The 15,772-nt window shown below is 69.9% G+C and carries 14 protein-coding genes; 6 read left to right on the top strand and 8 right to left on the bottom strand.

Annotation, left to right across the window (positions count from 1 at the left end):
• Window positions 1-87: 87 nt before the first annotated feature.
• The gene (locus HR086_RS34550) at window positions 88-1,125 is read right to left on the bottom strand and encodes a hypothetical protein (protein ID WP_141646491.1); all 1,038 of its coding nucleotides are present in this window, start codon (window positions 1,123-1,125) and stop codon (window positions 88-90) included.
• 106 nt (window positions 1,126-1,231) lie between these two features.
• Here HR086_RS34550 and HR086_RS34545 point away from each other — a divergent pair, with 106 nt between their 5' ends.
• Entirely contained in the window at window positions 1,232-2,131 is a 900-nt protein-coding gene (locus tag HR086_RS34545; protein WP_174462907.1) for a DUF2058 family protein, read from the top strand.
• A gap of 70 nt (window positions 2,132-2,201) precedes the next feature.
• On the opposite strand, the gene HR086_RS34540 is transcribed toward HR086_RS34545, so the two are convergent.
• Window positions 2,202-3,383 carry an acyl-CoA dehydrogenase family protein gene (locus HR086_RS34540; protein WP_174467764.1) on the bottom strand — a complete coding sequence of 394 codons (1,182 nt, stop codon included), beginning with the start codon at window positions 3,381-3,383 and terminating at the stop codon, window positions 2,202-2,204.
• A 109-nt stretch (window positions 3,384-3,492) separates the two neighbouring features.
• On the opposite strand from HR086_RS34540, the gene HR086_RS34535 reads away from it, so the two are divergent.
• Together HR086_RS34535 and HR086_RS34530 are read left to right on the top strand one after the other, a co-directional pair.
• Window positions 3,493-4,299 (top strand): sterol desaturase family protein, encoded by an 807-nt coding sequence (locus tag HR086_RS34535; protein WP_174467763.1) that lies wholly within the window; start codon window positions 3,493-3,495, stop codon window positions 4,297-4,299.
• A 51-nt stretch (window positions 4,300-4,350) separates the two neighbouring features.
• Window positions 4,351-5,112: an SDR family NAD(P)-dependent oxidoreductase gene (locus HR086_RS34530; protein WP_174467762.1), complete on the top strand. Its 762-nt coding sequence runs from the start codon at window positions 4,351-4,353 to the stop codon at window positions 5,110-5,112.
• Between the two features lie 25 nt (window positions 5,113-5,137).
• Here HR086_RS34530 and HR086_RS34525 read toward each other — a convergent pair whose 3' ends face one another.
• Both HR086_RS34525 and HR086_RS34520 read right to left on the bottom strand, forming a co-directional pair.
• Window positions 5,138-6,964, bottom strand: coding sequence for a methyl-accepting chemotaxis protein (locus HR086_RS34525; RefSeq protein WP_174467761.1), 1,827 nt, complete (start codon window positions 6,962-6,964; stop codon window positions 5,138-5,140).
• Between the two features lie 147 nt (window positions 6,965-7,111).
• Window positions 7,112-7,858, bottom strand: a complete 747-nt coding sequence (locus tag HR086_RS34520) for a PP2C family serine/threonine-protein phosphatase (RefSeq protein WP_174454792.1) — start codon at window positions 7,856-7,858, stop codon at window positions 7,112-7,114.
• Between the two features lie 335 nt (window positions 7,859-8,193).
• Between HR086_RS34520 and HR086_RS34515 the strand changes: the two genes are divergently transcribed.
• Entirely contained in the window at window positions 8,194-9,351 is a 1,158-nt protein-coding gene (locus tag HR086_RS34515) for a hypothetical protein (RefSeq protein WP_174467760.1), read from the top strand.
• Window positions 9,352-9,420: 69 nt separating this feature from the next.
• Here the strand turns inward: HR086_RS34515 and HR086_RS34510 are convergent, their stop codons facing one another.
• The 3 genes from HR086_RS34510 to HR086_RS34500 all read right to left on the bottom strand — a co-directional run bounded on the left by HR086_RS34510 (window position 9,421) and on the right by HR086_RS34500 (window position 12,938).
• The gene (locus tag HR086_RS34510; RefSeq protein WP_174467759.1) at window positions 9,421-10,719 is read right to left on the bottom strand and encodes a choice-of-anchor X domain-containing protein; all 1,299 of its coding nucleotides are present in this window, start codon (window positions 10,717-10,719) and stop codon (window positions 9,421-9,423) included.
• 21 nt (window positions 10,720-10,740) lie between these two features.
• Window positions 10,741-11,625, bottom strand: coding sequence for a hypothetical protein (locus HR086_RS34505; RefSeq protein WP_174454789.1), 885 nt, complete (start codon window positions 11,623-11,625; stop codon window positions 10,741-10,743).
• 194 nt (window positions 11,626-11,819) lie between these two features.
• Entirely contained in the window at window positions 11,820-12,938 is a 1,119-nt protein-coding gene (locus HR086_RS34500; protein ID WP_174467758.1) for an aminotransferase class I/II-fold pyridoxal phosphate-dependent enzyme, read from the bottom strand.
• Window positions 12,939-13,103: 165 nt separating this feature from the next.
• Here HR086_RS34500 and HR086_RS34495 point away from each other — a divergent pair, with 165 nt between their 5' ends.
• Complete coding sequence (locus HR086_RS34495) at window positions 13,104-13,580, top strand: peroxiredoxin (RefSeq protein ID WP_174467757.1); 477 nt, start codon at window positions 13,104-13,106, stop codon at window positions 13,578-13,580.
• A gap of 21 nt (window positions 13,581-13,601) precedes the next feature.
• Window positions 13,602-14,651, top strand: a complete 1,050-nt coding sequence (locus HR086_RS34490; RefSeq protein ID WP_141646501.1) for an SDR family oxidoreductase — start codon at window positions 13,602-13,604, stop codon at window positions 14,649-14,651.
• 9 nt (window positions 14,652-14,660) lie between these two features.
• On the opposite strand, the gene HR086_RS34485 is transcribed toward HR086_RS34490, so the two are convergent.
• A complete protein-coding gene (locus HR086_RS34485; protein WP_174467756.1) occupies window positions 14,661-15,770 on the bottom strand; it encodes an MJ1255/VC2487 family glycosyltransferase in 1,110 nt (369 codons plus the stop codon).
• Between the last annotated feature and the right edge of the window lie 2 nt (window positions 15,771-15,772).

Genomic DNA, 15,772 nt, shown 5'->3' with positions numbered 1-15,772 from the left:
CACCCAGGCGACCCGCCCGCTCGACGAACGACTCCGGCACGGCGGCATCAGTAGGACGCCCACCGGGCGCCCCACCCGCTCGACGAACTACTCCGGCGCGGCCTCGTCCTCGGGCTCGGGCGGCGCCTCACCCGGCGTCGTGCTCTTGGCACCCTCGGGCTTCGCGCGCTCGATGCCGAAGCGGTCCAGCGCGTCGGCGATGCCCTGGGGCTTGTCCGCGTCGGGGAGGAACTCCTCGGGCGGCGCAAGCCTCGGGTCCTTGCCCAGCTCCGACAGGGACGCCTCCAAGGTCAGCCGCAACTCCGCCGCCTCGGGCGTCTTCTCCGACGGCACCCCGACGCGCCCATCCAGCCGGGCCTTGAGGACCACGGAGGTGGCCGCGTCCACCAGCACCTCGCCATCCAGCGAGCGCGGCAGCCGGTGGGCGAAGAAGTTCGCGCGCCGACGCGTCGTCTCGTCCGAGCCCCCCTTGGACTGGAACAGCGCCGGCAGCGGTCGGGACGCATCGCCCTCCGTGGCCGGGGCCAGCGTCACCACGTAGCGCCACGCCGTGCGCCCTTCATAGGTGACGGTGCCCTGCGGGGCGAGCTTGAGCCGCCCCTGGAAGAGGATGTCGAAGTCGCGGATGGCGCCGGTCAGCTCCGTGCGGGTGCGCTCGGCCATGCCGCGGTCGCGAAGGCGCTGACGGAACGGGCCATACCGGTTGCGGGCGAACACCTGTCCCCCCACTCGCATGACCTCCAGGCCCTGGTCCCTCGAGTTCTCCAGCACGCCGTGGAAGTCGCCGCTGACACCCCCGGGCCCCGCGCGGAACGTGCGCGTCTCGGTGAGCTTCACGGGGTTGGACTCGGCGGAGGTCCACTCGTAGCCGAGGGTGGCCTGGTAGCGGTGGGGACCCAGCCGCTCGGTGATTTCGGCGGCGTCCATGCCGAGGATTCGGCGGGCCACCTGAGGGTTTTCCGCGACATCCTCCGGCGGGAGCTTCTGCTGGGCGGAGGCGACCACCTTGGGAGGGTCCTCCGGCGAGAAGATGCGCGCCTTGGCCGCCTTGTCGACCGGGTCCGAGCAACTGGCGGCGGCCAGCGCCAAGGCGAGGGTGACGGCGGACTTCTTCAGACGGCTCACGACTCCTCCGGAGGGGGTACCACGGGGGCGGCAAGTTACGTGGCGCATACAAGAGCGGCAAGCAGCGGCTTGCGTGCGGCCGTGCAAGGGATAGAACGCCCTTCTCATGCAGAACCTGCGCGACAAGTTGTTGAAGGCGGGCCTCGTCACCGAGGAACAGTCCAAGAAGGCTGATGCGGCAACCAGCCAGACGGAAGCCCGGAGGCCCCAGCCCCAGGAGGGCGGACGTCCAGGCGGCAACCGTCCTCCGCCCCGGCGTGACGAGAACCGGACATCCGGTGGCCCGTCACCCCGGAGCGAGGACCGTGGCCCCGGCCCCCGAGAGGGTGGCGGACGTCCCGGTGGTGGCCGCCCTGGTGGTGGCGGTGCGCCCCGTCATGGTGGCTCGTTCCGGCCCGGTGGCGGTGGCGGAGGTGGAGCGCCCCAGCACGGGCGTCCCGCCGCCGTGGCCGAGAAGCCCATTCCCAAGCTGCCCCCCATGCCCGGCTCCAAGGCCTACCAGCGCGCCGAATCCAAGCGCCAGGTGGAGCTGGACAAGGCGCTGCGCGAGCTCGTGCTGGGCTCGCAGGTGCCGCTGGAGCCCGGGGAGACGGCGTTCTACTTCATGACCCGCAAGGGCAAGCTGCGGCGGATGGAGTTGACGCCGGAGCAGGCCAAGCGGCTGGAGGACGGCGAGCTCGGCGTGGTGGAGCGTCCGGACCCGGCGCAAATCGAGCACTCGCTGGTGCCCGCCGCGGCGGCCGAGCAGATGTTCGCGCTCTCGAAGAAGGCGGTGCGCTTCTTCAACCGGAAGGACAACCCCGTCGGCTTCATGAACGACGAGGAGCTCAAGGCGCAGCAGGCGGCGGAAGCCGCTGGCACCGCGCCAGAGCTGTCCGACGAGGCCTCGGCGGAAGGCACGGAGACCGCCTCGGAGGAAGGCGCCGAAACGTCCGCTCCGACCGAAGCCGAGGCGACGACGGCCGAAGAAGCCCCGAAGGCCGAGGGCGGCGAGAGCCAGGGCTGACCTCGGCTTCGCCTGTGATGGCCCTCCCCTCTTCCGCTCGACTGGGATGAGGGGAGGCATCACGCGGGCGTCAGTCGAAGGCGTCGATTCCGGTGATGGCCTTGCCGAGCACCAGCGTGTGCACCTCGTGGGTGCCCTCGTAGGTGAAGACCGATTCGAGATTCAGCATGTGGCGCACTGGTGGGTACGCATCGGTGATGCCATTGGCGCCGTAGATGCTCCGCGCCACGCGGGCGATGTCGAGCGCGCTCTTCACGTTGTTGCGCTTGGCCAGGCTCACCATGACGGGCGTCACCTTGCCCTCGTCCTTGAGCCGCGCCACGCGCAGTCCCACGAGCTGCGCCTTGACGATGTCCTGGAGCATGTCCGCCAGCTTCTCCTGCGTGAGCTGGTAGCTGGCCACGGGCTTGCCGTTGAACGACGCGCGGGACAGTGAGTACTCGCGAGCGCCCTCGAAGCAGGCGATGGCCGCGCCGGTGACAGCGAAGGCGATGCCCAACCGCGCGTTGTTGAGACAGGACAAGGGGCCTCGCAGGCCCGCCACGCCGGGCAGCACGTTGCGCGCGGGCACCCGCACGTCCTGGAAGGACAGCTCGCTGGTGATGGACGCGCGCAGGGAGAACTTGCCGGGGATGTCCCGCGCGGTGAAACCGGGCATGCCCTTCTCCACCAGGAAGCCTCGGACGGACTCGGGGCCGCCGTCGTCCGTCTTCGCCCACACCACCGCGACGTCGGCGATGGCGCCGTTGGTAATCCACGTCTTGGTGCCGTTGAGGACGTAGTCGTCGCCGTCCTTGCGCGCGCGGGTGCGCATGCCTCCAGGGTTGGAGCCGAAGTCCGGCTCGGTGAGGCCGAAGCACCCGATGACGCGCCCTTTGGCCATGCCCGGCAGGAAGCGCTCCTTCTGCTCATCGCTGCCATACGCGTGGATGGGGAACATGCAGAGCGAGCCCTGCACGGAGGCGAAGGAGCGCAGCCCCGAGTCTCCCCGCTCCAGCTCCTGGAGGATGAGGCCGTAGCTGACGGTGTTCATCCCCGCGCAGCCGTAGCCCTGGAGGTTGGCGCCCAGCACGCCCATCTCCGCGAGCTGGGGGACCAGGTGGAATGGGAAGGTGCCATCGCGAAAGTGCCCGCCGATGATGGGCAGTACTTCGCGGTCCACGAAGGCGGCCACCGTGTCGCGAGCGGCCTTCTCCTCGGGGGACAGCAGGTCGTCCAGCCGGAACAAGTCAGTGATGTCCGCGCGTGCCATGGCGCCGTCCTAACGCCCGCCTCCAGGAGCGTCAAACGCCCCCGCAACCGCGCCTGCCTCCGGGGGGTTAACATGGGGTGTCGGCGGCAAGGGCCGGAGGTGGAGCACGATGGTGCACGCATTCATGGCGCTGTTCCCCCTCGTCCTGGGCGTGTCGGGGACGCTGAAGGTGTCGATGGTGGGCCTGGGATGGTGGGCGGCCGCGCTCCAGGCCGGGGCGCGGTGGCGCGTCTACCGCAAGCCGCTGGCGCCGGGACAACTTCGCAGCGAGGCGTGGGCGGCGGTGCGGGTGTTGGTCTTCGACGCGGTGCTCGTCGCCGCGTTCCGCGTCGTGTACCAGTCGCGACTGGCACCCTTCAGCGTGGGCGCCACGGTGGCGACCTTCGCCTTTCTCTTCGTGGGCTTCGAGGTGTGGTTCTACGCCACGCACCGCCTGCTGCACACCCGCGTGCTCTACCGGTTCCACGCGCAGCACCATGTGGCGCAGGTGACGAATCCGCTGACCTCGCTGTCCTTCTCGTTGGTGGAGCGCGTGGTGCTGCTGGCGGGCAACTTCGGCCTCGTCATCCTGGCGCTGGAGGTGATGCCCGTCACCCAGGCGGGGGTGATGCTCTACATCCTCGCCAACTACGTGCTCAACGTGGTGGGCCATGGGAACACCGAGTGGCTGCCGGAGCGCTTCGTGTCCACGTGGCTCGGGCGACAGGTCCTCACGCCCACCTTCCACGCCATGCACCACGCCCGGCACCAGGGCCACTACGGCCTGTACACCACGGTGCTGGACCGGTGGCTGGGCACGGCGTTCGACGACTATCCCCAGGTGCATGCCCGCGCGCGGGCTGGCGAGGGGCTGGAGCGCGTGGGGGAGCGGCTGCGGCCCCAGGCGCCCGTCGCGGTGCTCGCCCCCACCGCGTGAGTCGTGTCGTCGGGCGTGCCCGTGCCGGCCTGGGGCGCTAGGCTGCCGCGCATGACGACGATCCAGAAGACCGTGGTGGTGACGGGCGCGAGCCGAGGCATTGGCCGCGCCGTGGCGTTGACCTTCGCGCGCGAGGGCTATCGCGTCTGGGCCCTGGCCCGCGCCGCGGATGCGCTCGCGGTGCTCGTCAAGGAGGGCGGAGACAGCATCCGGCCCCTCGTCGTGGACGTGGCGGACGAGGCCGCGCTGGTCGCGGCGACGAAGACGATTCTCGCGGAAGGCGCCCCGGGCGTGCTCGTGAACAACGCGGGCATCACCGTGTCCGCGCCGCTGACGAAGACGAGCACCGCGGACCTGGCGCGGGTGATGGCCATCAACGTGACGGCCCCCTTCCTGCTTTGCCGCGAGCTGATGCCCGCCATGGCGCAGGCCGGAGGTGGCCGGGTCATCAACATCGGCTCCATGACCGCCGTGCGCGGGATGAAATACACGTCCGCCTACTGCGCCTCCAAGCACGCGCTGCTGGGCCTGACGCGCGCGCTGGCTGTGGAGTACGCGAAGAAGCAGGTGACGGTGAACGCGGTGAACCCGGGCTGGGTGGAGACGGACATGTTCTCCAACGCGACGGCGGCGATTTCACACACGACGGGTCGCACCGGAGAGCAGGCGCGCGAGGCCCTGGCATCGATGAACGCCATGGGCCGCATCGTCCAGCCGGAGGAGGTGGCGGCGCTGTGCCTCTTCCTCGCGTCGGACGCGGCGGGCGCCATCACGGGTGCCGCTCACGCCATCGACGGTGGTGAGCTGGGCTGAAGCGCGCCTCGACGGACGTGAAACCTCAGAGCTGGTAGCGGCCGACGATGGCGCTCAGCTCGCCCGAAGCGGCGGAGAGCTGGATGGCGGCCTGTTCACTGGCCGCCATGCGGTCGACAATCTGGTCCGCCACGTCCGCCATGGAGCTGAGCGCGGCGAACAGCTCCGCGATGCCCGCGTCCTGCTGGCGCACGGCATCGGAGATGCTCCGCACCGTCTGGCCGTTGCTCTGGATGATGCCGGCCAGCGAGCGCAGGCTCTCACCCGCCGCCTGCACCTGCTCCAGCCCTCCCTCCACTTCGCGCGCCCCACCCTCACTGATGCGCACGGCTTCGGAGATGGCCCGGCCGATGTCGCCCAGGATGCCCTGCACGCGCGTCGTCGCTCCCGCGGACTGGTCCGCCAGTGAGCGCATCTGCCGCGCCACCACGGAGAAGGCCCGCCCCTGGTCGCCACTGCGCGCCGCCTCGATGGAGGCGTTCAACGCCAGCACGTTGGACTGGTCCGCCAGGTCCTTCACCGTGCGGGTGATGTCGCCCACCAGTCGCGTGCGCTGATGCAACACGGTGATGGTGCGGCCAATCTGCTCGACGTGCGAGCGGATGTGCGTGAGTCCCCCCACGCTGCCAGACACCGCCGCCTCGCCGGCCTGACCGAAGCCGCTCGCCTTCTCCGCCTCGCGCTGGATGGTCTCCACGCGCCTGGCCGCCGCCCGGGAGGACTCCTGGAGCTGCTGCGCCGCCATCTGCGTCTCGTGCAGCGCCACCGCCTGCTGGGACACCGCCTCGTTCTGTATCGACGCGGAATCAGTGAGCTGCGCGGCGGCGGACTCGAGCTGCTCGGCCGAGCCCTTCAGCGCCATCAGCAGCGAACGCAGCTGCACCATCATCTCCGCGAACGACGCGGCCAGCCGGCCAATCTCGTCTCGCGAGTGAACCTCCAGCGTGCCCCGGAAGTCGCCCTCCGCCACCACCCGCGCCGCCGCCGCCGTCAGCTCCCGCAGGGGGCTCGTCATCCGTCGCACGAGCAGGAAAATCACACCGCCCGCCGCCAGCGCCGTGAACAGCCCCAACCCGACGATGAGCAGCACCGCCGTGCCGAAACGCGACGCCTCCGTCTTCTCGTCCCGCGCGAGCACCAGCTCCAACCCCTGCCCCACCGGCAGTCGCACCACGCGGAACGACGAGTCCTCCACGTCCACGCGCCCCTCTTCCACGTCCGCGTCCACCGCCGCCAGCAAGGCCTCCGGGGCCACGACGTCCACGGACCGGGCCACCAACCTCGGGCCCACGCGCAGCAGCAGCTCCACACCCCGCTGATTCCTCAAGTCCTTCAGCGGCGCATCGTCGAACCGACTCCCCAGCACCAGGTGCCCCACCGCGCGTCCGTCCACCTCCACCGGCCGGGACACCGTCCAGTAGGCCGCCTCGCCCACGAAGAGCACCCCAGGCGCACCGCTCCGCACCAGTTGCGCGAGCGCGGGCAGCGGCTCCCGGTACGAACCCGCGAGCAGCCCGCCCTCCGGCGTGGTGATGAGCAACAGCTCCACTGACACCAGGGCCTTCTGATCCTCGGAGAACGTCTGGAGCGCCTTCGCGTCCACCGTCGCGCCGGAGAGCAGCGCGCGAAGCTGGGTATTCGCCGCGGCGCTGCGCAGCAGGACCTTCAGCGTCCGAGCCTCCTGGGCCACCAACCGGCTCCAGGCTGACTCGTCATGGGTAAGCGCCTGGGCCAGCTCCGTGTCCATCCGGGAGCGCAGCACGACGCCCGTGAACGTCACGCAGAGCGCGGTGAGGGCCAGGATGACCAGGGTGATGGCGATGGTCAGACGAGCGGCGAGGCTGTGCGTCATGCGCTGCGGTGTCGGACGTGAGGGGAAATGACCAGGGTGGGGGAACCCCAGAAGCCACACCCTACCCCAAGCTTCCAGGCTTGAGCAGTAAGGCGTGGATGACCCGGCGCCCTCCGGCTGACCCTCCCACCTCCACTGACCTGCGCCTCAAGCGTCGGCGACGCGCAACACCACGGCGGTGATGTTGTCCTTGCCTCCCGCCTCGAAGGCATCCGCCACCAGCGCGTCGCAGACCTCACGCGCGGAGGACAGCGACAGGCGCCGCGCCAGCCCGTCCATTCCCAGCGGCTCGTAGAGGCCGTCCGAACACAACAGGAAGACGTCCCCAGGCTCCGCGTGAAGTCGCTGCAGCGTGGGCTCCGCGTTGTCCGTCCCGAGCGCGCGGGTGATGAGGTGCCGCCAGTTGGAGGCGCCCCCCGGAGGCTCCATGCCCACGTCCTTCAGCTCCTCGATGAACGAGTGGTCCCGGGTCAGCGACTCCAACCTGCCGCCCCGCAGCCGGTACAGCCGGCTGTCCCCCACATGGGCCACCGCCGCGCCCTCCTGCCCCAGCGCCAGCGCCACCACCGTGGAGGCCATCTCGCTCAGCCGGCCCACGCGCTGGGCCTGGAGGTTTCGCTGGGCCAGCTGCGAGCACGCCGCCAGCAGGTTCTCCTCGCGCGTGCGGCGGGGGTCGGCGACTTCCGGCCACACCGCCTCCCGCTCGCGCTCCCACCGATGCCCCAGGCCCGCGAAGGTGTCCACGACACAGCGGCTCGCCACCTCGCCGCCCTCCTGCCCACCCAGCCCATCCGCGACCACGTACAGCCCCAGCTCCGGCAGGACACAGTAGGAGTCCTCGTTGTGGGGCCGGCGACCGATATGGGTCTGTCCCGCGCTTTCGATACGCAGCATGACACCGCCTCCTCGAGCCTCTCCCCAGCAAGCGGGAGGCCAGCGCCCATCCCCAGGCGAGCGCCCACTACGGATACCTCTCTTCTTGCGGTGTCTGGAGCGTGAGTGCCAGCCGACCTCGGCGCCCGCCCCGCACTCGTTCGGTGGCGGACGTTGCAAGCGCCCTGCATCCGGAAACGTTGTCCAGTGGGAGGGGTGGCGACCCCACAGGTGATGGGTGCGGACTCCCCTCTTTCAGGGTGGGTGGGGACCCCACGCGGGGCCCCTGGCAACTTTCACCCGGGGACGACGACAATGACGATGATGTCCGACGTGTGCGCCCCGGGAGGTGTCCGATGACTTCCATCCGCCGTTTGTCCTCGAGCATCCTGTCCTCGCTGCGGCGCACCTCGCTCGACGTGGACACCAGCGTGTCCCCGCTCACCCAGAGCGAGTCCCTGGACCCCGTGTCGAAGATCCGCCGGGGCTACTCCGACGAGAGCGACTTCCAGGCGGACGGCGCGGATGGCGCCGATGCCCTCTTGTCTTCGTTCGACCTGGACGAGGCGGAGGAAACCGGCTCGGCGCGCAACCTGGATCATGCGTCGCTGCGCGTGTTCTCCGGCGAGAGTTCGTTCGAGCCCGCCGCGCCCCGCTACGCGCAGGTGCTTGGCTCCCAGCTGCCTTCCGCGCTGGGTGCGCCGCGTGACACGGGCGGCGCAGTGGGGCGGGCGTCGAGGCGCGGGGGCGCGGACGCGCCGGATGCTTCCGACATCCTCTCGCCCGACGAGGCGGCGTGGGAGCTCCACAACCTGGACACCTCCTCGCCCAGCGTGGATGCGCCGGAGGATCTGCTGTTCATGATGGACCCTCCGGGCTCCTCTGGGCGGGCGGACCCCATGCTGGACCTGAACCTGGACCTGGACTCGTTCGAGGACAGCCCCTCGGCCATCGGCGGCGTGATGCCGGGTGGAAGCGCGGTGGAGGGCCTGTCGGCGGCGCGGTATGCGTCCGGGGAGTTGATGGGGGCGTCCGTGCGGCCCGCGGGACCGGAGGAGTTCCTCGCGGACCTGAGCGACCTGGGCGACCTGGTTCCGGAGGAGGAGTTTGGCCCGGCGGACGCGGCCCTCGCGGGCGTGCTCGGCTCGCTCGCGGCCAACCCCGTCGCGGCCAGTGTCCCCGTGGTCTCCGCGCTCGGAGCGCAGGGTGTGGACGTGGTGGCGGACGCCGTGGAGCTCCAGCCCGACGCACAACCGGCGGAGCCGGCCTCGGTGCTCGGGCAGTTCCTCACGGAGCAGAGCGCGACGGTGGGCGACAGCTTCGAGGAGTCGGTGGCGGTCGCCCCGTCCAACACGGAGCAGGCCTCGGCTCCGGGTGAGACCTTCGCGGAGCAGGCCGCGCCGCAGGAGCAACTGCTGGAGGAGCAGCGGGGCGCGACGTCCACCGAGCCCGAGGTCTCCACTGTCTCCACGGAGCCCACGCCGGTGGACTCGCACGAGCCGAGCGTCGCCTGAAGCGCGAGCCGTGCCGCTCCACGACGCCCCAACGGGCGTCACCGTCACGTCGGAGGACCCACCCGCGACTCAGGGACGCTTTTCCTCGCCGAGCGTCGCGTCGAGTTGCCGCTGCGCCTCCTCGACGTCGCGGATGAATTCGTTCCGGTTGCGACTGCGCTCCTCGCTCTGCCACTCATCGGGCGAGAAGGACGTCGCCGGATATTCCTTCGTGGTGTGGACATAGCCACGCATCGTGGTCATCAGCTCGCGGTCCGGGTCCCCTGACTCCTTGAGCAGGAAGCCCTCCACGTCGCGCAGTTGCAGGGGGAAGGTCGGCGCCTCGTCGAGGACCAGCTTGCCGAAGACGGTGAGCTTCACCTCCTGCACCCCCTCCTTCAGCTCCTCGTTGAAGGAGACATGCGCGAAGGGCTCGCCGCTCTCGTTGTCGATGCGTCCGGCCACGACATATCGCCCCGCCTTGCGCACGTGGATGCCCAGGTAGAGCAGCAGCGAGCCGTCCGCCAGCGCCTCACGCACCCTGCCCGTGAAGGTCGCCGGCGGAGAAGGCGTGTACAGGATGTCCAGGAACGCCATGCCTTCGGCCTTGTCCGAGCGCACCCGCACGTCCACGCGCAGCGTGCCCGAATACAGCGGGAAGCCCTGCTTCGACGGCTGGAACCGCCCCGTGAAGATGCCGTCGCCCGCGAGCGCGTCACCCGCGGCGCCATCGTCCGTGAAGGCCACGGGCACGGCGGGCACGCCCCCCGCGCCTTGCACGTGTTCGGCCTCGTGCGCGGACGCGGACAACACCTGACAGGGCCTGGGCACGCGCTGCGCGTCCTCACACGAGACGAAGAAGTGCACCGCCTCGTCGCTCACCACGAAGACCCGATCCTGCTTCAACCGGAGCTGCACGTCCGCGTGCTCGCGACTCAACGGGCGCGTGCGCTCCGGCTCCGCGAGCACCACCTGGTCCGGATGCTCCCGGATGGAGCGGGACTGCGGCGGATAACGCGTCGCGGACACGTAGGACTCCAGCGTCTGCTTCGCCCGCTCCAGCCGAGCCGTCCACAGCTCCCGCCGCTCCAGGCGCTCGCGCTGCTCGGGGCTCAGCACGGAGACCCGCATGTCCTCCGTGCCCGGCGACGAGCGTCGCTCCAACGCCGCGCCGCGCCCGACGAGCCCCGACTTCGGCGGGGCTTCTCCAGCCTCGCGATTCTGGCCCTCCGCCAGGACAGGAGGCTCGCTCGGAGCCTCCTCCTCGCCAGCCTCCCGGCTCCAGCTCCACCACCCCAGCCCACCCACGGCCAGGGCCATCACCAGGAAGACCCACCCGAGACGGCGCGGGCGGGAGACAGGAGCAGGAGCAGGGCTGTTGGGCGTCATGGCTGCATCAGGGGGACAGACTCAGTACGCGTACTTCACCACGTCCTCGCGGACCTTGGCGACGATGCCACCCCAGTTGCCGTTGGCGTAGTGGTTGAACGACTCGCCGTCATCGCGCAGGGACACCGTGTGGAAGCTCCACTTCGCGCGGCCGTCGCTCGTGTTCGCGGTGCCGGTGTTCAGCGTGCCACCACAGAACCAGTCGCCCGGGTTGCACTGCGAGCTGCCGGAGCTGCCCGACACGCCGCCCGTGGAGTGGTACGACACCGCCTCGTCGTCCTGCCCGGGGAGGATGCCCGAGTAGAGCGTGCCCTTCGCACCAGCGAACATGTAGAACCAGACGCTGCGCGTGGTGTTGTGGTTGTACATGGCCCGCGACGTGGTGGTGACCAGGTCACTCACCAGCGGCTCGCTCACCGCCCACTCACCCACGTCCGCCAACTCGCTGCCGCCGCCAGCGCCGGACGCCACGTTCACCCACTTGATGTTCCAGCCCGTCTGCGTGCTGCCATCCGTGTTGCCACACACGCCGCTCGCGTTGGGCGTCGCGTTCTTCTTGCTGCGCGCCGAGCCGCCATACAGCGACAGCGCATAGCCAATCTGGAGATTGCCCGCGCTGTGCGAGGCGATGTAGCACCAGTTGTTCCCCGTGCAGTAACAGTCCAGCGCGTCACGCACGCGCGCGTTCTGCCCGCCGATGCGCTCCTTGCCGTTCCAATTCACGGCCTTCTTGTTCACGCCCGCCGCGGTACCCGCAGGGCCCCAGTAGCTGAAGTCGCCGTAGTTCCCGGCCTGCGTACCGCCGCCGTTCCGACCGTGAATCCACAGCGTGTAATTGGTGGCGGCAGCCTGCGTGCCAACCAACAGCGTGGCCGCGGCAATCGCCGTACCCATCAGCTTCTTCATCGTGAACGCCTCCGCTCGGGAGTAGGGGGAACAGCTCTCGCCAGGTGGGGGACCCGACGGGGAAGCGCTCACTCTAGAGTCTCGGGGTGTAAAAGGTCGAGAACACGGAAACCAGGAAGCCGGCGCAAAACCTGACGCAATGCGTCGCCCTCTGGCATGAGGCGTCAGTCACCCTGGCCCATCGCGTCATCGCCTCACCGGGTGTCGGTGACGAAGCGCTCCAGGCGTGTCAGGGCTTCCGGCAGGCTGGTGCGACCCAACCCCAGACGGAAGTGATTGCCGGGGAAGTCGTAGACGTCACCGGGTAGCAACAGCACGCCTTCTCGTTGCACGAGCGCATCGGTGAACCGGGCCACGTGTTGCTCTCGCAGCAGGCGCGGAAAGGCCACGCTTCCGGCGCGCGGACGCACCCAGTGGAAGGTGTCCGCGTGGCGCGCGAAGAAGGCGTCCAGCAGGGCCAGGTTGGAGGCGAGCAACGCGCGGCTTCGCGCCAGCACCCGCTCCTTCGCGCGCAGGGCGATGAGGGCGAGCACCTCGCTGGGGGCGCTGTTGCAGATGGTGGTGTAGTCCTTGTACGCCATGCACCGGCGCAGCACGTCCTCGTCGCGACAGGCCAGCCACCCCACGCGCAGCCCCGCCAGCCCGAACGCCTTGGACATGACGCCCAGGCTGAAGGCGCGCGGCGACAGCTCGACGGCGGCTGGCAGCAGGTCCTTCGGGTCATGCTCCAGCAGCCGGTACACCTCGTCGGACAAGAGGTAGATGCCTCGCTCGTCACACAGCGCGCACAGCGCCTGGAAGGTCTTCCGGTCCGGCAGCGCGCCCGTCGGATTGTGGGGGAAGTTCACCACGACGATTCGCGTCTGGGGCTTGAGCGCGCGGCGCAGGGCGTCCACATCCAATGCCCAACCGTCCTCCTCGCGCAGCGGCAGCAGCGTCACGTCCGCGCCGGTGGCGCGCGCTACTTCGTGCAGGGACTGGTAGCCGGGCCAGGTGACGACGGCGTGGTCTCCCGGGCCCAGCAGCACGTTCATCAGGATGAAGACAGCCTCCTGGGCGCCGGCGAAGGTCAGCACCTGTTCGGGCGCCACGCCCTGGTAGAGCGCGGCGATTTCCAGCCGCAGCGCGGGCAGGCCCGGGGCCTCGGTGTAGCCGAGCGTCAGCTCCTCCCAGCGGGCCAGGGCGTCCGGCTCGGCGAGCGCCAGCAGCTCCCGCATCTTCCAGCCCTCGATGTCCGAAGAGCACAGGGTGTAGGGCGCGGCGAACTCCCAGCGCGCGAAGTACCGCTCCAGCTTGAAGTCGGGGATGCGCATGAAGCGACTGTCTGCCCTCTTGGCCGCCGTCCGTCCAGCGCCACCCGCCTCGCGCGCCCTCCTCCGGCCAGGCAGTCGACACCCCGGTGCAAGCCCTGGAGGACTCCCCTGGATGCATAGCTTGAGGGGCGACCTTCAGACGCAGGCCCTATCGCGGGAGCCCGAATGCCCACGCCAACGCACGACATCCCCCTCACGCTGCTGGACCCGGATGGAGGGTGGATCAACGCCCCCGTCCATGTCTCGGAGCTCGACGAACTGCCCGTGCTCCTCCACTTCTTCTCCATGGCCTCGGACGCCCACGCCAATGACTTCGCGGCGCTCAAGCGCTTCCTCGCGGAGTTCGGTCCTCGGGGCCTCAAGGTCATCGGCGTGGACGTCACCCACTCCGCCAGGGAGCTGCGCGACACCAACGCGGTGGAGGCGTTCGCGCGCGAGCACGGGCTCGTCTATCCCATCGCCGTGGATGACGGCTCCATGGCCCAGGCGTACGGCGTGAAGCAGACCCCCGCGTGGCTCGTCTTCGACGCGGACCGCCGGCTCCGCCACCACTTCGCCGGCAAGGACGCGGCACGCCAGGTGCGCCCCGTGCTGGACCGCTTCACCCAGTACGACACCTCGGCCGGCGCTCCCGCGCCCTGAGGCCTTCCGGAGGGCTCCCACATGGCTGACTGGCGCAAGGACAGGCAGGCCCCCCGCTTCACCCCGGGCACGCTGGCGGCGGCGGGTATCGGCGCGGCGCTCGGGCTGCGCAAGGCGCTGCTGCGCATCCGCTACTCGTTCAACGGGCGCACGGTGCTCATCACCGGCGGCTCGCGCGGTCTGGGCCTGGTGCTCGCGCGCAGGCTGGTGAAGGCGGGCGCGCGCGTGGCCCTGTGTGGCAGGGATGAGGCGTCGCTGGAGCGGGCCCGGGAGGAGCTGGAGCGCGGCGGCGCCCAGGTGCTCGCCCTGCCCTGTGACGTGAGGGACCCGGTGCAGGTGGAGGCCACGGTGAGCGCGGTGCACGAGCGCTGGGGCGCGGTGGACGTGCTCATCAACAACGCGGGCGTCATCCAGGTGGGGCCGCTGGAGTCCATGACGGTGGAGGACTTCCAGGATGCCATGGACACGCACCTGTGGGGCGCGCTGTACACGACGCTGGCGGTGCTGCCGGAGATGAAGCAGCGAGGCGAGGGGCGCATCGTCAACATCGCCTCCGTGGGCGGCAGGCTCAGCGTCCCGCACCTCATGCCCTACTCGGCGAGCAAGTTCGCGCTGGTGGGCCTGTCGGACGGCCTGCGCGCGGAGCTGCGTCAGGACGGCATCTTCGTCACCACCGTGTGCCCGGGGCTGATGCGCACGGGCAGCCCGCGCAACGCGCGCTTCAAGGGCCAGAACGAGGCGGAGTACGCGTGGTTCGCCGTGGGCGACTCGCTGCCCGGGCTGTCGGTGAGCGCCGAGCGCGCAGCGCGCCTGATTCTGGATGCCTGCCGCCGGGGCGACGCGGAGCTGCTGGTGGGCCTGGCCGCGAAGCTGGGCGCGGTGGGCCGGGTGCTCGCGCCCGAATTGACCGCGGCGCTCCTGGCCTGGACCAACCGGCGGCTGCCCCAGAGCAGCGGCCAGGACTCGCACACCGGCGCGGACAGCGAGACGCCCCTCACCCGCTCCTGGCTCACGGAGCTGTCACGCCGCGCGGCGGAGCGGAACAACGAGATGGACGTCCCGCTCCACTAGGCGGGCACCTCAGTCCTGCGCCATCTCCATGGCCCAGTGGCCCCGGTGCTCGTACGCCAGGGCCAGCTGCTCGCGCAGGGCGGCAATCATCTTCGTGTTGCCCTCCTGCTCGTAGCTCTTGAGCGCCTCCTCGCAGCGCGGCACCCGCGAGAGGAACTCCTTGAGCGCGTCCACCGTCAGCGCCTTCACGTACATCCCGTACCCCAGCTTCTCCAGATACAGGGCGTTGATGATCTGCTCGAACTGGCCCTCCAGCGGGATGCTGAGCATGGGCTTCTTCAAGTAGACGGCCTCGCTCATCAGCGTGAAGCCGCCGCTGGCCACCACGCCGCGCGACGTGCGCAAGTCGTCGATGAAGCCCTTCTCGCTGAACGGCCGGTACGTGAGGTTGCCGTCCACCAGGTCCTCGCTGATATCCCGACGCAGGCCGTACACCCGGCAGGGGATGCCCGCGGCCTTGAGGATGTCTGGCAGCGCCGTGTTCGTCGTGGACGTCTGGTACACCAGCAGGTGCTCCCCCGGCTCCGACTTCGCCTCGATGATTTCCGGGCGCAGAATCGACGGGGCCAGCGTGGTGCGCCGCTTGCGCAAGGGCGGATAGAAGAACGTGGTGACGAGGTAGTGGAACGCGCCCGGCAGCTTCGCCTTCACGATGGCGCGCGACGTCTCATAGCTGTCCTCATATCCGGCCAGGAGCGCGGGCTCGTGCTGGCAGCGGTTGATGACCTGCATGTTGTCCACGCTGATGACGGGCAACCGGTGCGTCTTCGCGAACAGGTAGCTGAACGTCTCGAAGTCGCTGACGACGACGTCCGGCTTGAAGTCGTCCACCAGCTCGAAGTACTGGCGCACGTTCTGCGGGAAGCCCTTCACCGCGCCCGTCAGGTTCTGCAACACCGTCTGCCACTTCTTCACGGAGTTGCCTTCGTACGCCAGCGTCAGGCCCCAGATGCCGTGCACGTTCTGGAAGCGCTTGGCCAGGTAGTCCTGGGCCCGGCCTGAGACGACGATGTGGACCTCGTGCTCCTTCGTGAGCGCCTCGAGCAGCACCCGGGAGCGCGTCGCATGGCCCATGCCTTCGCCGACGACACCGTAGAGGATTCGCATGCGCGGAAGCATAC

Source organism: Myxococcus sp. CA039A (assembly GCF_013336645.1).
Classification (GTDB): domain Bacteria; phylum Myxococcota; class Myxococcia; order Myxococcales; family Myxococcaceae; genus Myxococcus; species Myxococcus llanfairpwllgwyngyllgogerychwyrndrobwllllantysiliogogogochensis.
This window is presented reverse-complemented; position numbering and strand designations above follow the sequence as displayed.